The organism is Acidovorax sp. SUPP3334 (assembly GCF_030159055.1).
Taxonomy (GTDB): Bacteria; Pseudomonadota; Gammaproteobacteria; order Burkholderiales; family Burkholderiaceae_C; genus Paracidovorax.
Genome location: NZ_BQXQ01000004.1, coordinates 111,428 through 136,948, shown reverse-complemented (window position 1 = coordinate 136,948; position 25,521 = coordinate 111,428). Strand labels below are relative to the sequence as shown.

Genomic DNA, 25,521 nt, shown 5'->3' with positions numbered 1-25,521 from the left:
CTGGATTCAAGCCAAAATGCCCTCCAGCACAATAAGTACTAGGGCATAGTGCTACAAAATAAATAGCAATCTACCGCAGCGCGTAACCCACGGCGATGCCAGCGAACAGCGTGAACCCGATCCAGTGGTTCTCACGGAAGGCCCGAAAGCACCCTTCGCGCGTGCGGTGGCGAATCAACGCGAAGTGCCACGCCACCTGGGCCAGCACGGCGCCGACCGCCAGGTAAAACGCCACGCCCAGCCCCAGCGGCGCCAGCGAGATGCCCCAGAAGGCCACCAGCAGCAGGTAGAACGCCAGGATGGCCGCCACGTCGAAGCGGCCCAGGGTGATGGCCGAGGTCTTCATGCCGATCTTCAGGTCGTCGTCGCGGTCCACCATGGCGTATTCGGTGTCGTAGGCCAGCACCCAGAACAGGTTGCCCAGCACCAGCCACAGCGCCAGCCAGGGCACCTCGCCGCGCACGGCGGTGAACGCCATCGGAATCCCCATGCTGAACGCCACGCCCAGCACCGCCTGCGGCATGGAAAAGAACCGCTTGGTGAACGGGTAGAGCACCGTCACCGCCAGCGCCGGCACCGACCAGGCGATGGTCACGGCGTTGGTGGTGAGCACCAGCGCGAAAGCCACCAGCGCCAGCACCGCGCCCACGGCCAGCGCCTCGCGCGGGGAGACGGCGCCGCTCGTCACCGGCCGCTGCGCCGTGCGCTTGACGTGCCGGTCGAACCGGCGATCGGCCACGTCGTTCACGCAGCAGCCCGCGCTGCGCATGAGGACCGTGCCCAGCGTGAAAACAATCAGCAGGTGCCAGCCGGGAAACCCGCCCGCCGCGACCCACAGCGCCGACAGCGTGGGCCACAGCAGCAGCAGCCACCCCGCGGGGCGGCTCCAGCGGATCAGATCGAGGTAGAGCGACAGGCGCGATGGCGTCGGGGCGGAGAGCTGCATGGCGCTGAAAAAATGGGGGAAGGAACGTAAAAAAGAAGGCGCGGGGGCGCAGAGAAACGAAAACGCCCGCACGGGTGGGCGGGCGCTGGGCGGACCGGGCCATGTGAGGCCCGGCCGGCTTACTCTTCCAGGAGCGAGCGCAGCATCCAGGCGGTCTGCTCGTGCACCGTCAGGCGCTGGGTCAGCAGGTCGGCCGTGGGTTCGTCGCTCGCCTTGTCGGCCACGGGGAACAGTTCGCGCGCCGTGCGGGCAACGGCCTCATGGCCTTCGACCAGGATGCGCACCATCTCGAGTGCGTGGGGCGGCTCGGTCGGCGCGTCGGGCAGCGACGTGAGCTTGCCGAACTGGGCATAAGAGCCGGGCGCCGAATGGCCCAGCGAGCGGATGCGCTCGGCCACCGGGTCCACGGCGTTCCACAGTTCGGTGTACTGCCCCATGAACATGGTGTGCAGCGTGTTGAACATGGGGCCCGTCACGTTCCAGTGGAAGTTGTGGGTGGTGAGGTACAGCGTGTAGGTGTCGGCCAGCAGGCGCGACAGGCCTTGCGCGATGGCCGCGCGGTCCTTGTCGCTGATGCCGATGTTGATGCGCGGTGCGCCCACGGCGCCGGCGCGGGCGAGAGGGGTCTTGGGGGTTTTGGCCATGGAGAACTCCTTCGGGTGCTGAACTGAACAATGCGTTGCCGCTGTGTTTGCCGGCCCGGCGCGGCCCCGCCGTGAGAGCGGGGCCCGGGCGTCCGGGCGCCCGAAACACTTTAGCGCATGCGCCGCGGCGGGGCGCCGCTCGGGGTCACTGCATCTGCGGCAGGTTGCCGATGCGCACCAGCATCTCGGTGAACATCTGCATGTCGGCGTCCAGGTCGGCCACTTCCTTGAATTCCTTGGCGTTGTGGGCGGTGTACTTCTTGCCCGGCATGGCGGGGCCGAAGTTGATCGCGTTGGGCATCAGCTTGGCCGTCGTGCTGCCGGCCGTGGGCACGGGCTTGGCTTCGAGGCCGGTGGTGTCGCCGAAGGTGTTGAGCAGCGTGGACAGCCACGCGCCCTTGGGATCGCGCGCCATCCATTCGCCCTGGCTGTGGTCCACCTCGACCGCCACGCCCGCCTGTGCGCCCCACGACTGGATGCGCGCCGCCGTGGCCTTCGTCAGCACCTCGGCCGTGCTGCCGCGCGGCATGCGCACGTTCACCAGCACATCGACCTTGCCGTCCTTCTCGCGCACCAGATTGGGCGACATCGTGAGCGGGCCCATGAAGTCGTCGCTGTACGCCAGGCCCATCGTGCGGCCCAGGTAATCGGTGCCGTACAGGTCGGCGATGTAGCGCACGGCGCTGGCGTAGCCGTTGGCGGCCAGCGGCACGCCCGATTCCTGCAGGAACAGCGCCAGGCGCGGCAGCGGGTTCACGCCCTCTTCGGGGCGCGAGCCGTGGGCCGAGGTGCCGGTCACCTTCACGTTCACGGCAGCGGTGTCCTGCACGATATCGATGGTGAAAGGGCCGCCCTGGGCCGCGTACTTGGCGATGAACGCCTCGCGGGCGGCGCCCAGGCGCTGCGCGGCGCCGGCCAGATCGCCGCCCGAAAGGCGCGCGGTGGCGGTCTGCGGCACGGCGTTGGCCGAAGCGGCGCCCATCATCGCGGCGATGGTCACGGCACCGGCCGGCGCAGCGGTGGCGGCGGCCAACGGGAACGAGGCGCGCAGCGCGCCGGAGCCCTTTTCGGCGACCACGGCGGGGTACTTGCTGTCCAGCACGATGTTGTAGTCGGGCAGCGGTGTCTTGGCGCGGTAGTACTTCATCGCGTCGCCGCCCGTTTCCTCGGTCGTCTCGACCATCAGGCGAATGGTGCGGGCCATCGGCAGGCCGCTGTCCTTGACCGCCTTCATGGCGTACAGCACGGCGGCAATCGAGCCCTTGTCGTCGATGGCGCCGCGCCCGTACAGGTTGCCGCCCACCCGCGTGAGCTTGAACGGGTCCAGGCGCGTGCCGTCGTCCAGCACCCATTCGTCGGCCACCACGGGCACCACGTCGGCGTGCGTGAGGATTCCGAACTCTTGCGTGCCCGTGCCGGGCAGCTTCACCTCGAAAATGCGGTTGTCCACATTGCGGTACTGCAGGCCGAAGTCCTTGGCCATGCCCTCGACCAGCGTGCCGAAGGCGATGATGGATTTGTCCTCATGCGGCGGCACCTTGTCCGAGCGCACCGTGGGAATCGCCACCATCTTGGCCGTCGTGTCGATCACCGCCGTGTGGTGGTGCAGGCGGTTGTACAGGCCCAGCAGGCGGCTGATGTTCACCAGATCGTCGCCCGCCAGCGCGGCCTTGGACTCATAGGCCTTCACGCTGGGCTGCAGCGACGGGTAGGTGCGCACGGCGCGCTCCAGGAACGCGCTGAAATCGCCGCTGGGCGCGCCCGTCTCGGCGACCACCAGGCGGTCCAGATCGGGTTTCTTGAACGTGCCCGCCAAGGGCGCGGAATCGGTCGGCGCGGTCATGCTGGTGCAGGCGGAAAGGCCCAGCGCCAGGCAGGCCGCCATCAAAAGCTTCTTCATGGGATGTCCTTGGATTGCGGAGAGCGCGGCGCCGGGCACGGGCAGCATGTGGCGCAGCCCGGGCACGGAACGGGTGGAGGATGCCCACCGGCCGCGCGCGGGGCGAGTGTAGCCCTGCGCCGGGGCGTTTTGGTGAACGCGGCGCGGCACGGCCCCACCCAGGCAGCGTCCCCTGCAGCCTTTATGAAAAAAGCCGCGGCGTCAGGACAGGCGCGTCACGCCCGGCAGTTCGCAGGCATACACCGCGTTGCGCAGCGCCGCGATGGCCTCGTAGCGGGTGAAGCTGCGGCGCCAGGCGAGCACCACGCGGCGCGTCGGCGGCGGGCTGCCGTCTTCTTCCTGGATGGGCAGGTAGCGGATGTGCGTGTCATCGCTCTTTCTGCGGCGCGAGCCGGTGTGCAGCGCATCGCGCGGCACCGACAGGCGAGGCACCAGCGTCACGCCCATGCCGGCCGACACCATGTGCTTGATCGTCTCCAGCGACGAGCCTTCGAACGTGCGCCGGATGCCCTCGGCATTGCTCGCATAGCGCGCGAACTCGGGGCAGACTTCGAGCACATGGTCGCGAAAGCAATGGCCCGCGCCCAGCAGCAGCATGGTCTCGCTCTTGAGCTGCGCGGCGGAAATGGATTTCTGTTCGGCCAGCGCGTGGCTGCTGGGCACGGCCGCCATGAAGGGCTCGTCGTACAGCTGCGCCATCGCCAGGCCCGTGTCGGGGAACGGCTCGGCCATGATCGCGCAGTCGATCTCGCCCGTGCGCAGCATCTCCAGCAGCTTGACGGTGAAGTTCTCCTGCAGCATGAGCGGCATCTGCGGCGTGCGCGCGATGGCTTGGCGCACCAGTTCGGGCAGCAGGTAGGGGCCGATCGTGTAGATCACGCCCAGGGTGAGCGCACCGGCCAGCGGGTCCTTGCCGCGCTTGGCGATCTCCTTGATGGCGGCGGCCTGCTCCAGCACGCTCTGCGCCTGGCGCACGATCTCGTCGCCCAGCGAGGTCACCGACACCTCGCCCGCGCTGCGTTCGAAGAGCTTGACCTCCAGCTCGTCTTCCAGCTTCTTGATGGCCACCGACAGCGTGGGCTGCGACACATAGCAGGCATCGGCCGCGCGGCCGAAGTGCTTCTCCCGGGCCACAGCGACGATGTATTTGAGTTCCGTGAGGGTCATTGTTGGATGCGGATTGGCGAACGCGACATTGTGCGCTGAGATGAAACCCCTATCGGCGACCTGCGGCCGACGAGTTCCATCGGGTGGAAGAAACTTTACCCAGGGTTCACATTGGGTTGCGGGCCGGGCGGGGGCACCAGGACGTGTATTTCACGCCCGCGAAAACGCTGCAGGCCGAGACATGCGTTTTGTGCGACCAGGCGCTTGCCAGTGCCTTCATCGCGCTTTCCTTCATGACCGAATAGCCCCCATGCCCTAGAAAATCATGGCTGCTTTGCTATTAAAAATATAGTGCGCAAAATGTGCCTGATCAAACCTTGGCTGCAGCGAGCCGTCGGCTCAGTGGATGGATTCCGTCTTTGTTTGAAGTCCGGGACATTCGTACTTCACAGCCGCGCATTGCGATGGAAATTGCTGCTGGCTCGGTTGCGCCATCAGTCAAAGTGATTTGCCGCATAAACAGGCTTTGTTGCACAAGCCCGAAACAGGCCGAGAGAACCCCAACCCCAACCCCAGACGCAGCTACGCCATGGCAGGCACAGCCACCGTGGTCGGGCACCCCAGTTGCGTGAAGCGGTTGAGCAGCGCCACCCGCACGTGCAACTTCTGTGACCTGACGCTCGAACGTGCGTGCCATTACCCGCTCTCCCAGGCGCTTGAAGCAATGCATCTTGGTCTCCACCAGGCTTCTTCGGTGGTAGCCGCTGCACTTCTTGCAAAGGCTCCCCCCCAGCCTCTGGCAGGCCCGCAGGGCTTCGTTGCGCACCGCCGCTCCCATCGGAGTCTCTTTCCACGGCTTGCCGTTCTTGCGCGGCGGTGTCGGTGACCTCGATGGCACGTATCTCCAGTGTCTTGGCATCGATGCCCAGATGCACCTTGCGCCACTGCCTGCGGTACTCGGCGCCGTGTTTCTTGCGTTTGCATTCACCTTCGCCCAGGAACTTGATCCCGGTGCTGTCCACCAGCAGGTCCAGGGCCGTGCTGCTGCGCCGGTAAGGCAGCCGCACCTGCAGCGTCTTCTGGCGACGGCTGAGGGTGCTGAAGTCGGGTACCCGCCAGTCCATGCCTGCCAGGCGCAGCAAGCCCTGCACCAACCCCAGGCTCTGGCGCAGGGCCAGACCGAACAGGCACTCGATGCTCAGGCAAAACTCAATCGCCGCATCGCCGAAGATGGGCTGGCGACCGCGTTTGCCACTGGCCGGCGCGTACCACTGCATGTCCTTGTCCAGCCAGATCGTCAGCGATCCTCTCGCTTTGAGCGCGGCGTCGTACGCCGCCCAGTTCGTTGTCTTTTAGCGCTGCTTGGCGCCCCTTGGGTTCACTCATCGGCATAGGCTAACCGTTCGACTGGCCGTGTTTGTGCAACAAAGCCCATCCAAGTAGTTATCGCCCCTTTAGTGCTTACCTCTATCTTAAAAAGCCTAAAACAGTAGCTCACCCAATCTGAGTCGAAGAATCCAAGTCATGACCATTCGACTTCAAATTAATAACACATCCTTCGTAGCCATAAACAATCAGACCGTCTTCAACCTGCTCAAACTCTAGAATTCCTTCCATCGTTTCATCAGACGTATGCACAAGGATTTCAATGCGGGTGCCAGGAGCAATTTGAAACTGCTCCGCCCAAGGCTCCAAAAATATCCTTACATCTTTACCAGAGCTATTGACATAGATTAATTTTTGCACCAGTCTCATAAATCACCTCATTAACTCAAAAATTCTATCCATAAGCTGCGCTCTATTTTGAGCAGTGACATTATTCGCATTGCGAGAAAATTCATTGGCATAAAAATTACGCCATTGAATAGCCATATCCCTGGTCAATCCTTGCGCCTGCATTTGGCCAACCACTCCGCCATTGATAGATTCGATCCGGGTCAACGCGCCTTGTGGACCGCTTCCCCATCCAATCAATTCTCTGCCAAACTGCGACTTGGTTATGCCACTCGGTATTGCAGGGGCGACTATTTTTGCAATAGAAGGATTAGTTATGCCTTTAATCATTCCGGGCCCAACGCAAATACTCGGCCCGCCGCCCGTGGAAATACATCCCCCATCATCCACACGGGGCTGCTGAAACATCGGCGAGCAACTTGACCCGTTGTCCAGCAACGGAGAGTCTCCATACCCTCCACCCGGCATCACGCTCGCCAATCCAGAAGGATCGACGAGATTCGTCGGCGTGCCACCTGCATAAAGGTAGCGATTCCACCCCCCTCCAGCCCAATCGGATCGGCCTGGATGTACCGCCCACCTTCCCGGTCGTAGTACCGGTTCAGGTTGTACGCCAGCCCCGTCTCTTCATCCCACACCTACCCCGGATACTGCAGGTCGAAATTCACCGCTTCGCTGTAGTTTTAGCGCCCTGCCCGCTCTGCACGTAGCCCGTCGCCCCGGTTATCTTGGAGGCTCATAGTTACCATTTAACCACCAAACTTCAGACTGCATGTCCTTTGGAATATCATCCTCCGGCTCTAATCCCATCTGCTCAATAGTTTCAAACCAAACATCTCGCAAAGAAGCTGGTAATTTTTTTCCGCACCACGGGCAAAACGTCATTAGCTGATAACTTCCTCCATTCCCATATAAAATTCCATACTCCCTAAATTTCGAAACAAACTCCAAACTCAAATCCCCCGAAAGCACATGACTTTTCATGCTCTCGCAACAGTGCTGAAAATTCTTTATCATTTTATAAACCCTTAAGAAGTCGCCCAGCAACGGCAGGCTTGTGCATTTCACCATTCATAGGATTCATTGAACCCAAATGACCTCCAGATCGGTTGTAAACCTCAATATCACCGTGAGTATGATCCCACTGGTAATATTGTTTATTTTTTCCAGTCTCTCCATTGGTACGAATATTATTTCGATAATTATTCATGCCATTCCAAATGGGGCTTTCACTGGGGGATTCACAAAATTTACTAACGCGGGATGTAGATGGTAATTTCGGAGTTGTCATCCGGCCACCGCCACCTACTCCGCCACCATTGCCCTCAAGCGGCATCAGGTCCAAAGGATCACGGATTCTTCTGACCAGTCCGTCCGGATCAACATAAGACAGCGGATCAGCATCCACATAAAGAAACCGATTCCACCCCCCATCCAGCCCAATCGGATCGGCCTGGATGTAACGCACTCCCTCCCGGTCCTAGTACCGATTCAGGTTGTACGCAAGTCCCGTCTCGTCATCCCACACCTGCCCCGGATACCGCAGGTCGAACTTCACCGCCTTTACATAATTGACGCTGCATTAATTGATATTCAGATTTTCTGGCTAGTATTTTTTGATCGGCTTTTCAAGCAATTAATACTTCCGCGATCACCTATAACTATTACCCCCTGCTCACCATTATCCATTGGACCAAAAAACCTAAGAAAAAAAGCTGCGCAATTGACGGCACAATCGAGAATTGCATCTGGAATATTACCTCCGGGCAAACACTCCCAGCCATTAGATAGGGCAGCCTTGATTTCATCAACTCCTACGCCCTCATCAACAACAATTACCCATGATGTGCATCGCTCCAAGATTTCACACCTCAAAAGCCATTCGTTGTTTTTTATGGGTGCAACTCCATAATATTTAACCCGATTATCGTCAACAACGCCCCACTCTACCCCCTCTTTTGGGCGTTGCTCGATGCCAGATAAACTCCAAAATTTTTTGTAGTTAGCAATTCTGGAATTCGGTTGCCATGCATCATGACCGGAAATAAAAAAGCAATTCTTATGCGGCCAAACCTCTTTAATCAAGAGGCAAACGGAAAATAATGCCAAATATTTATCGAGCTTTGATGCTGAAAGCTCCCCCCCAACAAGCCCCCTGATTTCCAACCTCGACAATATCGAGCAATTCCAGCCGGACTTTTCAAAATCTATTATCATAATCAATAATCAAAGTGGCGGCCACACATATCATTGAAGTGCGCGCCTCTATTTTGCGGATTATTAACTCCGAAATTATGTCCGCCAGCATCGTCTCTTATATTAATGGTTTTCATTTTCCCATCTGAAGAAGGAATTTCAAACTCATACTCACGTCCAGGTTGAGGGTTGCCCTTCTTGTTAAGGTTCGGTCTAACTGCCAATGGCTGCTGACTCGTAGGAACCCCATTAAGCCGCTTGGCTTCATTAAAAGCCCCGCTTCTTCCACTTCCCGGGGGCGAGAAGTTGGCAGGTCGCGTCCCACCACTTCCACCGCTGCTTAATCCCGCTCCACCATTGCCTTCAAGCGGCATCAGGTCCAAAGGATCACGGATTCTTCTGACCAGTCCGTCCGGATCAACATAAGACAGCGGATCAGCATCCACATACAAGAACCGATTCCATCCCCCCTCCAGCCCAATCGGATCGGCCTGGATGTACCGCCCACCTTCCCGGTCGTAGTACCGGTTCAGGTTGTACGCCAGTCCCGTCTCTTCATCCCACACCTGCCCCGGATACCGCAGGTCGAACTTCACCGCTTCGCTATAGCTGGTGGCACCTTGCCCGCTCTGCGCATAGCCGGTCGCCCCGGTCGTCGGGTTCGCCTCTCCGAACCCCGTGATCAGCCATTGCCACACGACCTGCCCCTGCGTGTTGGTCAGGCGCCGGGGCGTGTTCAGGTGGTCCGCATCGATGGCATACAGCCTGCCATTGATCTGCGCCGCCACCGGCATCGGCCCGCTGGCCGTGGGCAGGTAGATGACCTCCGTGCTGTCCATCTCCCCAGCTGGTGCTGCGCTGTTGCCGCTCCTGCGATTGCCGTACTGGCCCAGCACGGTGCTGCCGATGCCGTCTTCCGCATACACGGTCTGCTGCGTGATGGCGGGGTTGTTCGCCCCGGACAGCCTCGCATCGCTCTTGAACACCCGCTGGCCCAGGGCGTTGTACGTGTAGCTCACGGCCAGTGCGTTCGCCGGGTCGGCATTCAGCCCGGCCTTGGCGATGCGGCCGTCGCTGCCGTAGTGCAGGTAGTTGTCGCCCTTTCTGGTGAGCGAGCCGGTGGCGTCATGGCTGTAGGCCACGGTGCTGGTCTGCGCACTGCCGCTGGCGGGCTGGAACGTCTGCGTGTAGTTCTGCAGCCGGTTGCTGCCGCTGACGGCGACGTAGTTGCGCTTGAGCGTGGCCATGCCCGCCGCCGTGGTGCTGGTGTAGTAGCTCTGGCTGCGGTTGCCGTTGGCGTCCCACGCGTAGCCGCTGGTGTTGGCGCCCAGGGTGTCGCTCAACGCGCTGCCCGTGGGTAGCGTGAGGCCGGCTGGCGCGCTGTGGGCGCTGGCGGTGAGCCGGCCCGTGGCGTCGTAGGTGTTGGCGCTGGTGATCACGGCCTGCTGCGCGCCCGTGGCGCCCCGCAGGGCGTGCCGCTGCTGCACCTGGGCCAGTCGCCCGGCGCTGTCCCAGGCCAGTTGCGGCAGCAGCCGGCTGGCGGCCAGCTGGCCCGCCACGGTGTAGCTGCGCTGCTCCGCCAGGCCGGGCGCGGGCCCGAACGCCGGCCACCTCCAGCCGGTGGGCTGGCCCAGCGGGTTCCAGGTGATGGCGGTGAGCAGCGGCTGGCCGTTCCATTGCAGCCCGGTGAGCTGGCCCGTGGCGTCGTACTGGTATTGCAGCTTCTTGCCGCTCGCGTAGGTGAGGCTGGCGATCTGCCCGGCTCCGCCATTGCGGGCGCCGTCCGGCCCTGCCGGCACATAGGCCTGGGCCAGGGTGCGGCTGTCGCCCCCGTTGGCACTGCCCAGCACCTGGGTGCGGGCGGTGGCCCGGCCCAGCGGGTCGCGCTGCCAGCGCGTGGTGACGCCCGCGTCCTGGATTTCGCTCAAGGCCCCGATGCTGGCCTGCGGCGTGCCGGGGGCGTTGTAGCTGGCACCCGTGAGGTCATATTTCCACACGCTTTGCCTGCCGTCCTTGAAGAGGATGCGCGTCAAGCGCCCGCCTGCGTCCCGCGTGAGCGCGGTGGTGCGGGCGAGCGCATCGCTCACCTGCGTGGGGCGGCCCAGCGCGTCGTATTGCACGTTCACCGCGCCGCTGTCGGCCGAGGTCTCCCGCGTGGCGTTGCCCCGGATGTCGTTGGCATACGCGGTGGCCACGCCAGCAAAATCCTTGGCGCCCTGCACCGCGCCCAGGCCGTCGTAGGTCAGCGAGGCGACCTTGCCCAGGGGGTCGGTGATTTCCGCGACGCGGCCCAGGGGGTCGGTGGCGTACCGGTAGCGCTGGCCCAGGGCGTTCTCGGCGGTGAGGTGCTCGCCGTTGGGGCCGTAGGCGTAGCGGTCCACCTGGTTGCCCGCCTTGACGGTCTCCAGCTGGTTGGCGGCGTTGATGCCCCGCTCCTGGCGCCACACGGTCTGGCCCGTGGCGTCTTTGACTTCCTGCAGGATGACGTTGTTGAACAGGTCGTACCCATAGCTGCCCGAGGCGCCCCGGTTGTCCTTCCACGAGGCCAGCCGGTGCGCGCCGTCGTAGGCGTAGTCGATCTGGTAGCCGTCCGGCTGCGTCGTGCGCGACAGCTTGCCGATGGCGTTGTACTCGTAGTTCCAGCGGAGCTCCAGCGCGCTGGCGTAGTTGAGCAGGCCCCAGGGGTTGCGGCCATAGGTGTACTGGATTTCCAGGCCGTTGGGCAGGCGCTTGCCCACCAGGCGGCCATCGCTGTAGCTGTGGTTGGTGCGCCGCCCGAACGGGTCGGTGGATTCGAACACCAGGGGCGTGTCGCTGTGGTAGGTGTAGGTGCGCCGCACGCCCAGGGCATCGGTTTCTGCGGTGACCAGGCCACCCTTGTATTCCCATCGGCGCACGGCGGCCTTGGCCGCGCCGTCGGGCAGGCTGGCGTCGTACACCCGCTCGGTGAGGACGTTGCCGTCCGCGTCGTAGGTGTATTCGGTGACGCGGCTGCCATCGGTGACCTTGACGGGCAGGCGGTAGGCGGGGTGCCACTGCGTGGCGATCCGGCGCTCCTGCGCGGTGCCCTTGGCGTGGGTGGCCAGCAGGGGCAGCTGGCGGTCGTTGTCCCATTCGTAGGTGGTCTGGCGGCCAGCGAAGTCCACTTCCGCCGTGACGAGGCCGGCGGCGTTCTGCACCCGGCGGTTGATCGCGCGGTAGGCCAGCCCCGGCGCCGACGAGGCGCTGGTGACGGCCAGCGCCTTGTTCTGCACGGTGTAGCCGTACCGGCGGCTCTGGCCCAGCGGGTCTTTGACGCCCACCTGGCCGGAGGCGATGTCGGTGTAGTCGAACTGGTGCGCCAGCGCGTCGCCCGCATGCGCGGCCCGGAGCGTGCGGCCCAGCGCGTCGTAGCTGAACTGGGCGAAGCGGTTGCCGTCCTCATCGACGATGGCGGTCAGCAGAAACGGGTTGCCGCTGTCTTCGTACAGGTAGGTCTTCTGGTACTTGTCCTGCAGGCGGGACCACACCAGCCGGTCGCCCACGCCTTCCTGGTAGCTGTACTGGTAGGTGGTGGTTTTGTAGTCGGGGGTGATGATCTGCTCGATCTGCCGCTGGCCCCAGACGAGGGTGAGGGTCTCGCCGAAGGCATTGGTGATGGTGGTCAGGCGCCCGTAGGTGTACCCGTAGGTGGTGACCCAGCCGTTGCGCGCCTTTCGGCTCAGGAGCTTGCCCGCGCTGTCGAAGGTGAGCACGGAGTCGTCGCTGGCGTTGCGAAAGCGCCACAGACCATCGGCCTGGGACAGGGTGTCGCTGCGCTGATCGCCCACCCAGTCCTGCTGGGCGCCTGCGCGCTGAAAGCCCCGTTCCTCGCCGTTGCCGAAGATGACGGTCGCAACGCCTTCGGACACCCGCAGGCTGATGGCGTGGTTGTGGCCCCACTGGCGGCCGAAGCCCCGGCTGGCGCGGGCGGCGTCCAGTGCCCAGTGGCTGCGGTAGATGCGCACGAAGTCCAGGCTGCCGCCCCACGGGTCCTGGTGGTCCACGATCTCCTGGAAGTTCTCGCCGGTGGCGGGAATGACGGGGTCGCCCACGCACATGCCGTCCTGCCCGCCCGGAAAGGCGGAGACGCCCCGGTAGCCGTCGCCGGGCGGCGGCACCGGGGGCGGTGGCGGCGGCAGGGGCGGTGGGGGTGGGGGAGGAGGTGGCGGCGGCGGGGGTGGGGGCGGGGGCGGTGGTGGCGGATCGGGGTCGATCCATTGCTTGGGGCCGCACCAGCCGCTGGTTTCCGAATCGCGGACATCCCCGCGTTCCGCGCCCAGGCACACGCAGGAGAATTTGTCGGTGGCGATGTCGTATTTGGGCCGGCTTTCGGTCCAGCCCGCCGGGTTGTAGAGGTATTCGGGGTGCTCGTTCTTGGGCCGGTTGCAGATGGGCGCGATGCCGGGGCCAAATCCCTCCACATGCTCGCAAGGATCGGGGCCCAGGGAAGGAATCCCTGTACAGAAATTGCGCCCATAGCTGGACCGCGCGCAAAACTGGGTCGGCCCATATTCGGCTGGCAACGCGCCGCACACGCCCGCCACCGTGCTGGACAGGACCGTGTATCGCATCACCGGCGCCAGCGGGGCCTCTTCGTCGATGCCATACCCAAACGGCTTGCTTCTGTCGATCTCCCCTGCCTCTGCCACGCCCCAATAACCCATGGCCTGCAATGCAATGCAGGCGGCCCATACGAACCTCATGAATCCCCCTCCCCGTTTGATGTTGAGTTACGAATCCTATCGACTTTCCAGAAACTCGCCTATTCAGATACAGAGAGTTACACCACATCGGGGATGCATCGAAAATGCCTCCCGTCTTTTTTCGTTCACGCCTTCAGATAATCCGACTTGCCCCCGAGCCAGCGCATCACATGCCGCTCGGCCAGGGCCGGAAACCGGTCCAGCATGTGCGGCGCCAGCTCCCGCGCCCATTCCAGCAGCACCGTGTCGGTGGCCAGGTCGGCAAAGCGCAGCAGCGGTGCGCCGGACTGGCGGGCGCCCAGGAACTCGCCGGGGCCGCGGATGTCCAGGTCGCGGCGGGCGATCTCGAAGCCGTCGCTGGTCTCGGCCATGGCCTTCAAGCGCTCGCGGGCGGTCTCGCCCAGGCGGCCGCTGTCGTTGGTGGAATACAGCAGCACGCAGGCCGACGCCGCCGCGCCCCGCCCCACGCGCCCGCGCAGCTGGTGCAGCTGCGACAGGCCGAACCGCTCGGAGTGCTCGATGACCATGAGCGAGGCGTTGGGCACGTCCACGCCCACTTCGATCACGGTGGTGCTGACCAGCACGCCCGTCTCGCCGCTGGTGAACTGGGCCATGACGGCTTTTTTCTCGGCGCTCGGCATGCGCGAGTGCAGCAGGCCGACCTTGACCGGGGGATGCCCCCGCGCCAGATCGCCTTGCAGCGCCTCGCTCAGATCGGCATGGGTGGCGGTGGCGTTGGACAGGTCCAGCGCCTCGCTTTCCTCGATCAACGGGCACACCCAGTACACCTGCCGGCCCGAGGCGACCTGGGCGGCGATGCGCTCGATGACTTCGTCCTTGCGGCTGTCGGCGATGAGCTTGGTGACGATGGGGGTGCGCCCCGGAGGCAGTTCGTCGATGGTGGACACATCCAGGTCGGCGTAGTAGCTCATGGCCAGGGTGCGCGGGATGGGCGTGGCGCTCATCATGAGCATGTGCGGCTCCATGCCCTGCCCTTCGAGCTTTTGCCGCAGCGCCAGTCGCTGCGCCACGCCGAAGCGGTGCTGCTCGTCGATCACGGCCAGGGCCAGGCACTGAAAGCGCACCTGTTCCTGGATCACCGCGTGGGTGCCGACGACCAGCGCGGCCTCGCCGCCTTCCACCAGGGCGAGCATGGCGGCGCGCTCCTTCTTCTTTTGTCCGCCGACGAGCCAGGCCACGCGCTTGCCGCGTGCGGCCAGCAGCGGCTCCAGCCAGCCGACGAGCTTGGCGAAGTGCTGCTCGGCCAGGATTTCGGTGGGCGCCATCAGCGCGCACTGCCAGCCGGCGTCGATGCACACGGCGGCGGCCAGCGCGGCCACCACGGTCTTGCCGGAGCCCACATCGCCCTGCAGCAACCGGTGCATGGGCACGGGCCGGGCGAGGTCTCGGGCGATCTCTTGCCCCACGCGGCGCTGGGCGCCCGTGAGCCCGAAGGGCAGAACGGCCAGCAGTTGCTCGGCCAGGGTCAGGCCGCCGCTCTCCGGTGCCGGCGCCTGCAGCACCGGGGCGCGCAGCCGGGCCCGTTCGCGCTTGGATTGCTGCTGCGACAGTTGCTGGGCCAGCAACTCCTCGGCCTTGAGCCGCTGCCAGGCGGGATGGCTGTGGTCCTGCAGCGTGGCGATGGCGACATCGGGCGTGGGATGGTGCAAAAAAGTGAGCGCCTGCCGCAGATTCCACAACGGCTCCAGGCCGTTTTGACCATACGCCCGGCCCACCGGCGGCTCCACGCCGGGCGGCAGCGTCTCGGACAGCTCCACGCGCTGCAGGGCGCCCACGATGGCGCGGCGCAGGTAGGCCTGGGGCAGTTGCGCCATGGTCGGGTACACGGGGGTGAGCGCGGCCGGCAGATCGCCAGTGGCCGTGCGAAAGGCCGGGTGCAGCATCTGGCGCCCCCAGAAGCCGCCCTTGACCTCTCCCCGGATGCGCAGGCGGGCGCCCACGGCCAGGGTTTTCTGGTGCGAGGGATAGAAGCTGAAGAACCGCAGTTCGCAAGTGCCGGTGCCGTCGTCCACCTGCACGAGCAGTTGGCGGCGGGGGCGCAATTGAACTTCGCTGGAGACGACGGTGGCCTCGATCTGCACGGTGTCGCCGTCGCGCACGTTGCGCAGGGGGGTGATGCGCGTTTCGTCCTCGTAGCGCAGCGGCAGGTGCAGGGCCAGGTCGATGTCGCGCACCAGCCCCATTTTCTGCAGGGCTTTCTGGGCGGGGCTGGGCGCCGGGCGGGCGGGCGCAGCACCGGCGCGCCCGGGCGCGGCCGCGCTCGCGGCAACCGCCCGGGCAGTGGCGGCGGCGCTACGGTCGGTCATGGCAAAGGGGAGCGGGCGCGAACATTGCGCAAAAGGGAAGGACCGGCATGGGCAGAAAAGGCTAACATGCCAGCGCCGTCGTTCGGCGGTTTTTGCGGACGCCCCAGCGTTACCACCGGTCCCATGCTCAAGCGAATCAGCGTCCAACATCTTGCCCTGGGCATGTACCTGCATCAGTTCTGCGGTTCGTGGATGGACCACCCTTTCTGGCGCACGGGCTTCGTGCTGCAGGACCCCGCTGATCTGGCACGCATCCACGGCACCGCCATCGCCGAGGTCTGGATCGACGTTTCCAAGGGGCTGGACGTGGCCTCCGACGTGGCCACCACGTCGCCCGAAGAGGCCGAGGCACGGCTGGATACCGACTTCAGCGAGTTGCAGGAGATGCCGGACCTGAAGATTGCGCCCGCCCCGGCGTCCGCCCCGTCCCCGCGCATCCGTTCGCTCGCCCCGACCTTGATGGCCGAAGAATTGGGCCATGCGGCCTCGATCTGCAACCATGCCCGCCAGGCGGTCTCGTCGATGTTCCACGAGGCGCGCATGGGCCGCGCCGTGGATTCGAGCGATGCGCGCAGCCTGGTGCAGGAGATTTCCGATTCGATCACGCGCCACCCCTCCGCCCTCATCAGCCTGGCGCGGCTGAAGACGGCCGACGACTACACCTACATGCATTCGGTGGCGGTGTGCGCGCTCATGGTGGCCCTGGGCCGCCAGATCGGCCTCGATAGCGCGCGCATCCGCACCTCCGGCCTGGCGGGGCTGATGCACGACATCGGCAAGGCGGCGATTCCGCTGGCGGTGCTGAACAAGCCCGGCCAGCTCACCGACGAGGAGTTCGACATCGTGCGCGGCCACTCCGAGCACGGCTATCGCATGCTGCTGGAATGCGGTGGCGGCGTGGAGGACGAGGTGCTCGACGCCTGCCTGCACCACCATGAAAAGATGGACGGCTCGGGTTACCCGCACCGCCTGCCGGCCGAGCAGATCAGCCTGACCGCCCGCATGGCGTCGATCTGCGACGTGTACGACGCCGTCACGTCCGACCGCCCGTACAAGCGCGGCTGGGACCCGGCCGAATCGCTGCGGCGCATGGCCGAGTGGACCAATGGGCACTTCGACCCGCGCCTGTTCCAGGCCTTCGTGAAGAGCATCGGCATCTACCCCGTGGGCTCGCTCGTGCGGCTGACCTCGGGGCGCATCGGCGTGGTGATGGAGCAGGCCGCCTCGCTCGTGTCGCCGCGCGTGAAGGTGTTCTTCTCCACCAAGTCGGACCTGCGCATTCCGCCCGAAATCGTCGATCTGGCCCAGCCCGGCTGCCCGGAGAAGATCGTGGGCCGCGAGGATCCCGACAAATGGCGCTTTCCGGACCTGAACGAGCTGTGGACGGGCATGGCGTCGGTGCCGCGCTGAGGCCTCGCGCCACACTGCCGCTCGTACGGTCGCCCATCCGTCGCCCATAACTCCGCCTGCAACCCCGCCTGTACCGCCCATGCCGAAGATGCCCGGGGCCAGCAACGATTGCGCCCGCGCCGTGCGCACCTACGCGATGGTGGAGCGCTCCAGCCACCTCGATTTCGACATCCGCGACCAGAGCGGCCGCGCCCCGCTCACGCAGCCGCACAAACACGAGTATTTCCAGATCCAGGTCAACCTGGCGGGCAGCACGCAGCACCAGATCGGCGGCGTGACGCGGCCCTTCACCGCGCGAACCCTGAGCTTCGTGCTGCCGCACCGCATGCACTGGGTGCCGCACCCGCCGGGCACGCGCTGGCTGTGGTGGTGAACTTCAGCCAGCGCTTCCTGTGGCCCGCGCTGGCCGTGGACCCGCTCGACCTGGAAGACGTGCCACTGGCGCTGGCGCCCTTTCAGTTCCAGGAACACCTGGACTTCACCTTCGACGAAAGCGGCTTCGAGGCCGTCAAGGCGCTGCTGGACAACCTGCAGCGCGAGAACGCGAGGTGATCGCGTTCCTGCGGCTGCACAGTTGGTACCAGCCGCAGCGATCGGCGCTTCGGCCCGCCAGGGCGGTCGCGGGCGCACCCCGCCCCAGGGGCCATGGGACAATCGCGGGCTGTTTTTGATCGTTCTTTTCTTGGAACGGGCTCGTCCGGCCCTCAAGCACCATGTCCCCCAGCCCTCGCGTTTTCACGCTCAGCGATTTCGACTTCACGCTGCCCCCGCAGCTCATCGCCCAACACCCCGCCCCCGAACGCAGCGCCTCGCGCCTGCTCGACGGCCGCAGCACCGAGCCGGCCGACCGGGTCTTTCGCGACCTGCCCGGCCTGCTGCGCGCGGGCGACCTGCTGGTGTTCAACGACACGCGCGTGGTCAAGGCCCGCGTGTTCGGCGAAAAGGCCAGCGGCGGCAAGCTGGAGCTGCTGATCGAGCGCGTGCTGACGGGCAACGAGGTGGTGGCGCACATGAAGGTGAGCAAGAAGCCCCTGCCCGGCGCCGTGGTGCACCTGGCGGGCGGGCTGGCCGGTGGCGGCTTCGACGCCACGCTGCTGTCGCGCTGGCCCGAGGACGATGGCCCGCTGTTTCGCTTCGCGCTGCGCGGCCCCGCCGGCGAGACGCCCTACGACCTGATGGAGCGGCACGGCCACCTGCCGCTGCCGCCCTACATCGAGCGCCAGCAGGAAGGCGGCGACGACCCCGATGCGGCCGAGGATGCGCAGCGCTACCAGACCGTCTTCGCCCGAACCCCCGGCGCCGTGGCCGCGCCCACGGCGGCGCTGCACTTCGATGCGGGCGTGCTGGCCGACCTGGAGGCCCGGGGCGTGGAGCGCGCCAGCGTCACGCTGCACGTGGGCGCCGGCACCTTCCAGCCCGTCAAGACCGAGAACCTGGCCGAGCACCAGATGCACAGCGAGTGGTACGAGGTGCCCCTGGCCACGCTGGCTGCGCTGGAGCGCTGCCGCCAGCGCGGCGGCCGCGTGGTGGCCGTGGGCACGACGACCGTGCGCACGCTGGAATCGTGGGCGCTGAGCGGCCAGGCCACGGGCGACACGCGGATCTTCATCACCCCCGGTTTCGGCTTTCGGGTGGTGGACGTGCTGGTCACCAACTTCCACCTGCCCAAGAGCACGCTGATGATGCTGGTGAGCGCCTTCGCGGGCTACGAGCACGTGATGGGCCTGTACCGCCATGCCATCGCGCAGGGCTACCGCTTCTTCAGCTACGGCGACGCCATGCTGCTGCAGCGGCCCCAGCCGCCTCGGTAACCCCGCAAAACATCCAGCCGACCGAGCGCCAGCCGAGCGCCCACCGCGCGCCCCGTCCCATGGAACCGCCGCCGGACACGCACACACCGTCCCTTCATTCCTTGCGAAGCCGCAATGCAGCCCTGGCGGGCATCGGCTTGACGGTGGCGGCCTGCGCGTGCTTCGCGGTGCTCGACGCCACGACCAAGTGGGTCAGCACGGCGGTGCCGCTTTTCATGGCGCTGTGGCTGCGCTACCTGTTCCAGGCCGTGCTGACAACGGCGTTCGTGCTGCAGCGCGAAGGCGTGGCGGTGCTGCGCACGCGGCAGCCGCGCTTCCAGGCGCTGCGCGCGGTGTTGTTCGCGGCCACGAGCCTGTTCGGCTTCATCAGCATCCAGCACTTTCCGCTGGCGGAGTTCACGGCCATCGTGGCGACCACGCCGCTGTGCGTCACCCTGGTGGCGGCGCTGTGGCTGCAGCAGCGCGTGAGCGCACCGCGCTGGGTGCTGGTGGCGATGGGGCTGGCGGGCACGCTGGCCATCATCCGCCCCGGGGGCGAGGCCTTCACCTGGGCCATGCTGTGGCCGCTGTGCCTGCTGGCCACCGGCACGGGCTACCAGGTCATCAGCAGCAAGATGGCCGGCCAGGAAAGCCCCGCCACCACGCAGCTCTACACCGGCTGGCTGGCCGCTGCGCTGGTGTCCGCGGGCGTGCCGTTCGTGTGGACCTCCATCGCGGACCCGTGGCTGTGGGCCGGGATGTTCGCCATGGGCCTGTCCAGCGCGGTGGGGCACATGCTGTTGCTGCAGGCGTATGCGCGCACCACGCCCGTCACCATCGCGCCGTTTCTCTACAGCCAGATCGGCTTCGCCATGCTGGCCGGATGGCTGGCGTACCGGCACGTGCCGGACCTGTGGTCGCTGGCGGGCATCGCGGCCATCGCGCTGAGCGGGGCCGCGAGCGCTTGGCTCACCGTTCGCGAAACCCGCTGAACCGGGTCAAAGCGCATTGAATCGGCGGCTTCAAGCCTTTCGTGCCACTGCCGCCGTATCCATTGCCTTCAGTGCTATTGATTCAATAGCAAATCAAAAGGCGACCGCGTGCCCGTCCTTGCGCGAGTCCGAGCCTGCGATGTAGATGCCGCCTTCGCGCAGCACGAGCTGCGCGCCGCCGAACGCGAACACGCCCTGGCCCGTTTCCACGGTGACCTCGTGCCCGCGCGCGCGCAGCTCGGCCAGCACGGCGGGATCGAACCCCGGCTCCACGGCCACGCCCTTGCCGCCCGTGACGCGCCAGCGCGGCGCATCGGCGGCGGCCTGCGGGTTCTGGCCATAACGCAGCACGCGCAGGGCCATCTGCACATGGCCCTGCGACTGCATAGGGCCGCCCATCACCCCGAAGGCCATGCGCGGCGTACCGTCGGCATGCATGGCGAAGGCCGGAATGATGGTGTGCGACGGGCGCTTGCGCGGCGCCACTTCGTTGGCGTGGCCCGGCACGGTGCTGAAGCCATGCCCCCGGTTCTGCAGGCTGATGCCGGTGCCCGGCACCACCACGCCCGAACCGAAGCCCATGTAGTTGGACTGGATGAACGAGACCATCATCCCCGACGCATCGGCCGCGGCCAGGTACACCGTGCCCCCGCGGCGCGGCGCGCCATGGCCGGGGTCGCCCGCACGCGCGGGGTCGATGCTGCGGGCGCGTTCCAGCAGGTAGGCCGGGTCCAGCAGATCCTGGGGCGCAATGCGCATGGCGTCGATGTCGGCGTTGTGTTCGTACAGGTCGGCCAGCGCGAGCTTCATGGCCTCGATGCTGGCGTGCACCGTCTCCACGTCGTCCACGGGCCGCGCGCCGATGTTCACGGCATCGAGCATGCCGAGCGCGATGAGCGCGGCGATGCCCTGGCCGTTGGGCGGAATTTCATGGATGACCGCATCGCCGAAGGGCTGGCTCACCGTGCCCACCCAGTCGGCCCGGTGGGCGGCCAGGTCGTCTTCGGTCATGGCGCCGCCGTGGGCCTTCGAATGGGCGGCCATCTGCTGCGCGAGGGTGCCGCGGTAGAAGGCTTCGCCCTCGGTCTCGGCGATCAGCTCCAGCGTGTTGGCATGCGCATCGCTTCGGAAGATCTCGCCGGCCTGCGGCGCGCGGCCGCCGGGCATGAAGCATTCGGCAAAGCCCGGCTGCGCCCCCAGCTTGGCCGCGCCCAGGCCCCACAGCGTCGCGATGATGGGCGAGACGGGAAAGCCGCCCCGCGCGTACTCGATGGCGGGCTGCGCCAGCTGCGCGAACGGCAGCTTGCCCAGACGCCGCGACAGCGCGACCCAGGCCGACACCGCGCCGGGCACGGTCACGGCGTTCCAGCCCATTTCGGGAATGCCGCCGCGCTGCGCGAAATAGTCGGGCGTCCACGCGGCCGGCGAGCGGCCCGATGCATTGAGGCCATGCAGCTCCTTGCCGTCCCACACGATGGCGAAGCCGTCGCTGCCGATGCCGCAGCCGGTGGGCTCGACCACCGTCAGCGCCATGGCCGTGGCGATGGCGGCATCGACCGCGTTGCCGCCCGCCATCAGCATGCACAGGCCGGCCTGGGCGGCCAGCGGCTGCGAGGCGGAGACCATGTTGCGGCCCATGACCGGGCTGCGCTGGGAGGCATACGGCTGGCCCCAGTCGAGGGAGCGGGCGTTCGGTGGGGTGGCGGTGGTGCTTGGGCCGGTCATGGTGTGTCTCCTTGTGGCTTGATCGTTCAAAAGGCTTGAAAGCGAAGGCCGCTCATTGTTCCAGGGTGATCTTGCGCTGGCGGATCACGGCGGCCCAGCGGGCGCTGTCGGCCTGCACCATCGCGGAGAACTGCGCCGGCGTGCTGGGCGCTGCAGGCTCCACGCCCAGCTTGGCCAGGCTGGCGATCACGTCCGGGGCCTGCATGGCTTTCGCGAACGCCTGGTGGATGCGATCCACCAGTGCGGGCGGCGCGCCGGCGGGCGCGTACACACCGAACCAGGTCACCGACGAATAGCCCGGCAGGCCGGATTCGGCCAGCGTGGGCAGTTCGGGCGCGAGGGCGCTGCGCTGCTCGCTGGTCACGGCCAGGGCCCGCAGGCGGCCGCTCTTCACATGGGGCATGCCGGTGGGAATGGAGTCGAACAGCACGTGCACCTGCCCCGTCGCCAGGTCGGCAATCGACTGGGCCGTGCCCTTGTAGGGCACGTGCGTCATCTCGATGCCGGCCTGCGAGCTGAAGGCTGCCGCGTTCAAATGCACGATGGTGCCGTTGCCGCTGCTGGCGTAGTTGAGCTGGCCCGGGTGGGCCTTGGCGTAGGCGATCAGCTGCGCGACCGACTTCACCGGCAGCGAGGGCGTGACCAGCAGCACGCTGGCGGCGTCCGCCACATGGGCCACGGGCGTGAAGTCCTTGCGCGCGTCGTAGGCCAGGCGCGGCATGAGGTGGGGCGAGATCGCGTGGGTGCTGCTGGTGGTCAGCAGCAGCGTGTAGCCGTCGGCAGGGGCCTTGGCGGCTTCGGCCGCGCCGATGGTGCCGCCGGCGCCCGGGCGGTTGTCCACCACCATCTGCTGGCCGAGGTCCTGCGACACCCGCTGGGTGACCACCCGGGCCACCAGGTCGGTGGCCCCGCTGGCCGGAAAGGGCACGATCACGCGAACCGGGTGATTGGGCCAGGCCTGCGCCCGCGCACCCGCAGCCAGGGCCGCCAACGACAAGCCTACGAACAAACAGCGGCCGACATTCACCCATCGCATGGAAATCCTCCGGTTCAGTGGCGCACACCGCCACAAAAGGGTCATCTTAGGAATCCACGCTCTGGCTGACCACCAGCAAATCGGCAAACCCCCTTGCCAGGACGGCAAAGCAGACCATACTTTGCAGCTTGCCCGGCAAACCCGGCTCGCCCCGAACGCCTCCTGGTTTCTTTCCCTTTTTCCTGTTTTTCCCCATGCGCGCCCACTTTCTGCAAGACACCGCGCTGCGCTACTTTCTCGAAGTGGCGCAGTGCGGTTCGCTGACCGAAGCCTCGGCGCGCCTGCACGTGGCCGCCTCGGCCCTGAGCCGGCAGATCGCCGGGCTGGAAGCGCAACTGGGCACGCCGCTGTTCGAGCGCCACCCGCGCGGCATGGTGCCGACGGCGGCGGGCGAGATCCTCGCCACGCATGCGCGGCGCACCGGGCTGGACGCCGAGCGCGCGCTGGGCGAGATCGGCTCGTTGCTGGGGCTGCGCGCCGGACAGGTGCGGCTCGCCACCTCGGACGCCTTCGCCAACGAGCTCGTTCCCCGGCTGTGCGTGGCGTGTTCGTGGCGCACGGTGGCGGCGTGTCGGTGTCCAGCGAGATCGCCACGCGCGACGGCGCCGCGGCGGGCGCCATCGTGGCGCGGCCTCTGAGCGACCCGGGCATGGACCTGCGCGACATCGAAGTGCAGACCCTCGCCGGCCGAGCCCTGCCCGTGGCTGCGCAGGCCTTTCTGGAAAGGCCGAAGGAGCAGCTGCCGCAGTCGTAACGGCTGCTCATGGCGGGCGGAGGGGCGGGCGGAGGGATCAAAGGCCGGCCATGCGAAGCTGCATCGCTTTCAGCACCTCGGCGTCCAGCACGCCCCGGTGCACGCTGTGCAGGGCGTTGTTCAGCAGCTCCCAGGTCGGCCCCTTGCCGCGCTGATCGGCGGTCTTCACATGGAAGGCGTCCAAAGCGTCGAAGGACACGGAGCGGCAAGCCTTTGCCGTGATCGGTGCCCTGGCATGCAAATGCGCGTACAGCGCAGGCGCAGGCCGGCCATCCGCAAGCTTGCCCGTGTCGAGCTTCACTTCGAACAGGGTGCCATGCCGGTCGTCGGGATCGCCCAGCGAAGGCAGTTTCCGAGGAGCGCCGACCAGCACGCCGGGTTCTTGCCCCGGCCCTTTCGCGTCCATCGCCATGTTCAACAAGTGCGAGACATGCTTCAGATCCGGGTACGGGAAAGTCTTGATCAGATCCACCCCGATGGCGTCGATGGACCGGTGCAGGCCATCGATCGCTGCGATGCGCTCATCCAGCGCCTGGAGCGTCTGTGCCACCGATGCCGCCTCCGCAACGCCCGCCGCCGCCAGCTGCTCGCGCCGCGCCCGCCACTGGCCCCGTTCGCCGAACCATCCATCGAGCACCTGCCGCATCTGCCGCGCGGCGCTCAGCGGTTCGCTGCGCTGCTCCATCGCGGCGCCGAGCACCGAAATGTCCTTGTGCAGCGACTCGCCCAGTGCCAGCAGATCGCCAGGCGCCTGCAGTCTGCCCGGCTTTGGCGCGGGGAATGCCTTCAAACGCTCTTGCGCCAGTTCCAGCACGGCGGTCTGGCGCGAGGACAGCGCCGGGCCAGCAGGGACCGGGCGTGCCCCCTGTGCCGCCTTGCTGCGCCCGGAGGACTTGCGGGCCTTGCCCGCCCCGGAGCGCTTGGGCTGCGGCGCAGAGGCCAAGGCCACGGACTCATCCGGCACGGGTGGATCCCGCGAATCGTCGAGGGGCAGCGCGGCGGCATCGCGCCCCGTCGACTGCCCCAGGAACGTGGTGCCTTCCAATAGCTTTCCGGTGGCGTGGGAGACCTTGGGCGCCTGCAGCACCGCATCGCACTGCTGGGCCAGCGCACCGATGGCCACCACCAACTGCCTGGCGAATTCGAGAACTTCGGGCTGCGACGAACCGGTTGCGCCATCGAAATGGCGGCTCGCGAGCACGATGAAGGCGTCGGCGTGTTCGCGCAACAGCAAAGCACCGTTTTCCAGGCGGCTTGCCAGTACTTCCTGCCGGGGAACGCGAGCGTCCTGCAGCAGATCAATCGCCGTGCCGTCCGACAGGTTCGCCCCACAGGTCAGCAGCGCGACGATCTCTCGCAGGATCTCCGTGCCGTTCATGCCTTCTGCAACCACCATGCGATTGCCCAGTGTCCAGATCTGCTCCTTGTGCAGATCGAACGCCTTCATCCGCAGCTTCGTGAGCATGAGCACGGAGTCTTTCAAGACCCCGATCAGACCCGGCCAGGCTTTGAGATGCGCTGGGTTGCCCAGTTTTTCGACCACTTCGGAAGTGGCTCGGAGGCAAGGCTGTATTGCCTGGATGGCGAGCTCGACCTGGCCGAGGTAGGCATGCAGGTCCCGGTCCAGGGCCGGCAGGTCCACCGGCTCCGATTGCGCCTGTAACATGCGCTGCGAAAGCGCTTTACCCTCCTGGACCGGCAATGGGGGAAGACCGTCCACCCATCCGATGGCCAGCGCCGCGCGCTTTTGGTAAAGGTTCACGAAAGACTTTCGTCCGTCTTCGCTGGTCCGCTGAAGTTCGGTCAGATCACCGAACGCGGCAATGCCGCGATCCGCCCATTGAAAAGCCGTCAACAGCGTCCGCTGCCGGTTATCGGCCGTGATGAGGCCCCGCGCGCACAGCGCATCGAAGGCCTCGAAATAAGCCATTGCGTCGTCGACGATTTTTCCGGCGGCGATGGCGGCCTGCTTTTTTTCCCACTTGTCGATCCGCTGTTGCTGCACCGGCGTCGGTGTCCGCTGCACGGGCAACGGCGCACGGGGCGCAGGCGATCCCGAACTCGCGGCAGCGTTGCTGGCCCGGGGAGCGAGGTGCTCCATCCATCCGCTGGATGCGCCCGCCGAAATGCCGCCGTGCCGCGAGGCGGCGGCAGACGGCTCGGCAGCAGGGCTCTGATGCCCTGCCGCACGGTGCGCCCCTGGCGCCCGATGTGTTCTTGCGGATGGCACGCATTC

Annotated in this window: 18 protein-coding genes and 3 pseudogenes; 5 read left to right on the top strand and 16 right to left on the bottom strand. The window is 66.0% G+C overall.

Annotated features, from left to right (window positions below; translation table 11 throughout):
* Nucleotides 1–70: 70 nt before the first annotated feature.
* From ubiA to recG, 13 genes and pseudogenes are all read right to left on the bottom strand, one after another.
* A complete protein-coding gene (gene ubiA / locus AVHM3334_RS03295; RefSeq protein WP_284409615.1) occupies nt 71–946 on the bottom strand; it encodes a 4-hydroxybenzoate octaprenyltransferase in 876 nt (291 codons plus the stop codon).
* Between the two features lie 119 nt (nt 947–1,065).
* On the bottom strand, nt 1,066–1,590 hold the full coding sequence (locus tag AVHM3334_RS03290) for a Dps family protein (RefSeq protein ID WP_284409613.1): 525 nt from the start codon (nt 1,588–1,590) through the stop codon (nt 1,066–1,068).
* Between the two features lie 145 nt (nt 1,591–1,735).
* Nucleotides 1,736–3,490 carry a dipeptidase gene (locus tag AVHM3334_RS03285; RefSeq protein ID WP_284409611.1) on the bottom strand — a complete coding sequence of 585 codons (1,755 nt, stop codon included), beginning with the start codon at nt 3,488–3,490 and terminating at the stop codon, nt 1,736–1,738.
* 201 nt (nt 3,491–3,691) lie between these two features.
* A complete protein-coding gene (locus AVHM3334_RS03280; protein WP_284409610.1) occupies nt 3,692–4,657 on the bottom strand; it encodes a LysR substrate-binding domain-containing protein in 966 nt (321 codons plus the stop codon).
* A 522-nt stretch (nt 4,658–5,179) separates the two neighbouring features.
* Nucleotides 5,180–5,983, bottom strand: a pseudogene (locus tag AVHM3334_RS03275) (IS5 family transposase).
* 108 nt (nt 5,984–6,091) lie between these two features.
* Nucleotides 6,092–6,352 (bottom strand): hypothetical protein, encoded by a 261-nt coding sequence (locus tag AVHM3334_RS03270; protein WP_284409609.1) that lies wholly within the window; start codon nt 6,350–6,352, stop codon nt 6,092–6,094.
* Nucleotides 6,353–6,355: 3 nt separating this feature from the next.
* Entirely contained in the window at nt 6,356–6,661 is a 306-nt protein-coding gene (locus AVHM3334_RS03265; protein WP_284409608.1) for a DUF4951 domain-containing protein, read from the bottom strand.
* Nucleotides 6,662–6,798: 137 nt separating this feature from the next.
* Complete coding sequence (locus AVHM3334_RS23855) at nt 6,799–6,969, bottom strand: RHS repeat-associated core domain-containing protein (protein WP_349816605.1); 171 nt, start codon at nt 6,967–6,969, stop codon at nt 6,799–6,801.
* An 85-nt stretch (nt 6,970–7,054) separates the two neighbouring features.
* Nucleotides 7,055–7,348, bottom strand: a complete 294-nt coding sequence (locus tag AVHM3334_RS03260) for a DUF6980 family protein (protein ID WP_502869839.1) — start codon at nt 7,346–7,348, stop codon at nt 7,055–7,057.
* Between the two features lies 1 nt (nt 7,349).
* Nucleotides 7,350–7,799 carry an RHS repeat-associated core domain-containing protein gene (locus tag AVHM3334_RS03255; RefSeq protein ID WP_284409606.1) on the bottom strand — a complete coding sequence of 150 codons (450 nt, stop codon included), beginning with the start codon at nt 7,797–7,799 and terminating at the stop codon, nt 7,350–7,352.
* Nucleotides 7,800–7,924: 125 nt separating this feature from the next.
* Entirely contained in the window at nt 7,925–8,548 is a 624-nt protein-coding gene (locus AVHM3334_RS03250) for a hypothetical protein (protein ID WP_284409605.1), read from the bottom strand.
* A gap of 2 nt (nt 8,549–8,550) precedes the next feature.
* Nucleotides 8,551–13,251, bottom strand: coding sequence for an RHS repeat-associated core domain-containing protein (locus AVHM3334_RS03245; RefSeq protein ID WP_284409603.1), 4,701 nt, complete (start codon nt 13,249–13,251; stop codon nt 8,551–8,553).
* A gap of 125 nt (nt 13,252–13,376) precedes the next feature.
* Nucleotides 13,377–15,578 carry an ATP-dependent DNA helicase RecG gene (gene recG, locus AVHM3334_RS03240; RefSeq protein ID WP_284409601.1) on the bottom strand — a complete coding sequence of 734 codons (2,202 nt, stop codon included), beginning with the start codon at nt 15,576–15,578 and terminating at the stop codon, nt 13,377–13,379.
* Between the two features lie 123 nt (nt 15,579–15,701).
* Here recG and AVHM3334_RS03235 point away from each other — a divergent pair, with 123 nt between their 5' ends.
* From AVHM3334_RS03235 to AVHM3334_RS03220, 4 genes and pseudogenes are all read left to right on the top strand, one after another.
* Nucleotides 15,702–16,988 carry a cyclic di-GMP phosphodiesterase gene (locus AVHM3334_RS03235; protein WP_284409599.1) on the top strand — a complete coding sequence of 429 codons (1,287 nt, stop codon included), beginning with the start codon at nt 15,702–15,704 and terminating at the stop codon, nt 16,986–16,988.
* Between the two features lie 88 nt (nt 16,989–17,076).
* A pseudogene (locus AVHM3334_RS03230) lies at nt 17,077–17,531 on the top strand (AraC family ligand binding domain-containing protein); the annotation flags it as partial.
* Nucleotides 17,532–17,701: 170 nt separating this feature from the next.
* The gene (gene queA, locus AVHM3334_RS03225; RefSeq protein ID WP_284409597.1) at nt 17,702–18,799 is read left to right on the top strand and encodes a tRNA preQ1(34) S-adenosylmethionine ribosyltransferase-isomerase QueA; all 1,098 of its coding nucleotides are present in this window, start codon (nt 17,702–17,704) and stop codon (nt 18,797–18,799) included.
* Between the two features lie 59 nt (nt 18,800–18,858).
* Nucleotides 18,859–19,770, top strand: a complete 912-nt coding sequence (locus AVHM3334_RS03220) for a DMT family transporter (protein WP_284409595.1) — start codon at nt 18,859–18,861, stop codon at nt 19,768–19,770.
* Between the two features lie 93 nt (nt 19,771–19,863).
* Here the strand turns inward: AVHM3334_RS03220 and AVHM3334_RS03215 are convergent, their stop codons facing one another.
* Together AVHM3334_RS03215 and AVHM3334_RS03210 are read right to left on the bottom strand one after the other, a co-directional pair.
* Nucleotides 19,864–21,495, bottom strand: a complete 1,632-nt coding sequence (locus tag AVHM3334_RS03215) for a gamma-glutamyltransferase family protein (protein WP_284409593.1) — start codon at nt 21,493–21,495, stop codon at nt 19,864–19,866.
* A gap of 52 nt (nt 21,496–21,547) precedes the next feature.
* Nucleotides 21,548–22,531: a tripartite tricarboxylate transporter substrate binding protein gene (locus AVHM3334_RS03210; RefSeq protein ID WP_284409591.1), complete on the bottom strand. Its 984-nt coding sequence runs from the start codon at nt 22,529–22,531 to the stop codon at nt 21,548–21,550.
* Between the two features lie 194 nt (nt 22,532–22,725).
* Here AVHM3334_RS03210 and AVHM3334_RS03205 point away from each other — a divergent pair.
* Nucleotides 22,726–23,285 (top strand): annotated as a pseudogene (locus AVHM3334_RS03205) (LysR family transcriptional regulator).
* Nucleotides 23,286–23,322: 37 nt separating this feature from the next.
* Here the strand turns inward: AVHM3334_RS03205 and AVHM3334_RS03200 are convergent.
* A complete protein-coding gene (locus AVHM3334_RS03200) occupies nt 23,323–25,386 on the bottom strand; it encodes a T3SS effector XopP-like protein (protein ID WP_284409588.1) in 2,064 nt (687 codons plus the stop codon).
* Nucleotides 25,387–25,521 lie beyond the last annotated feature (135 nt).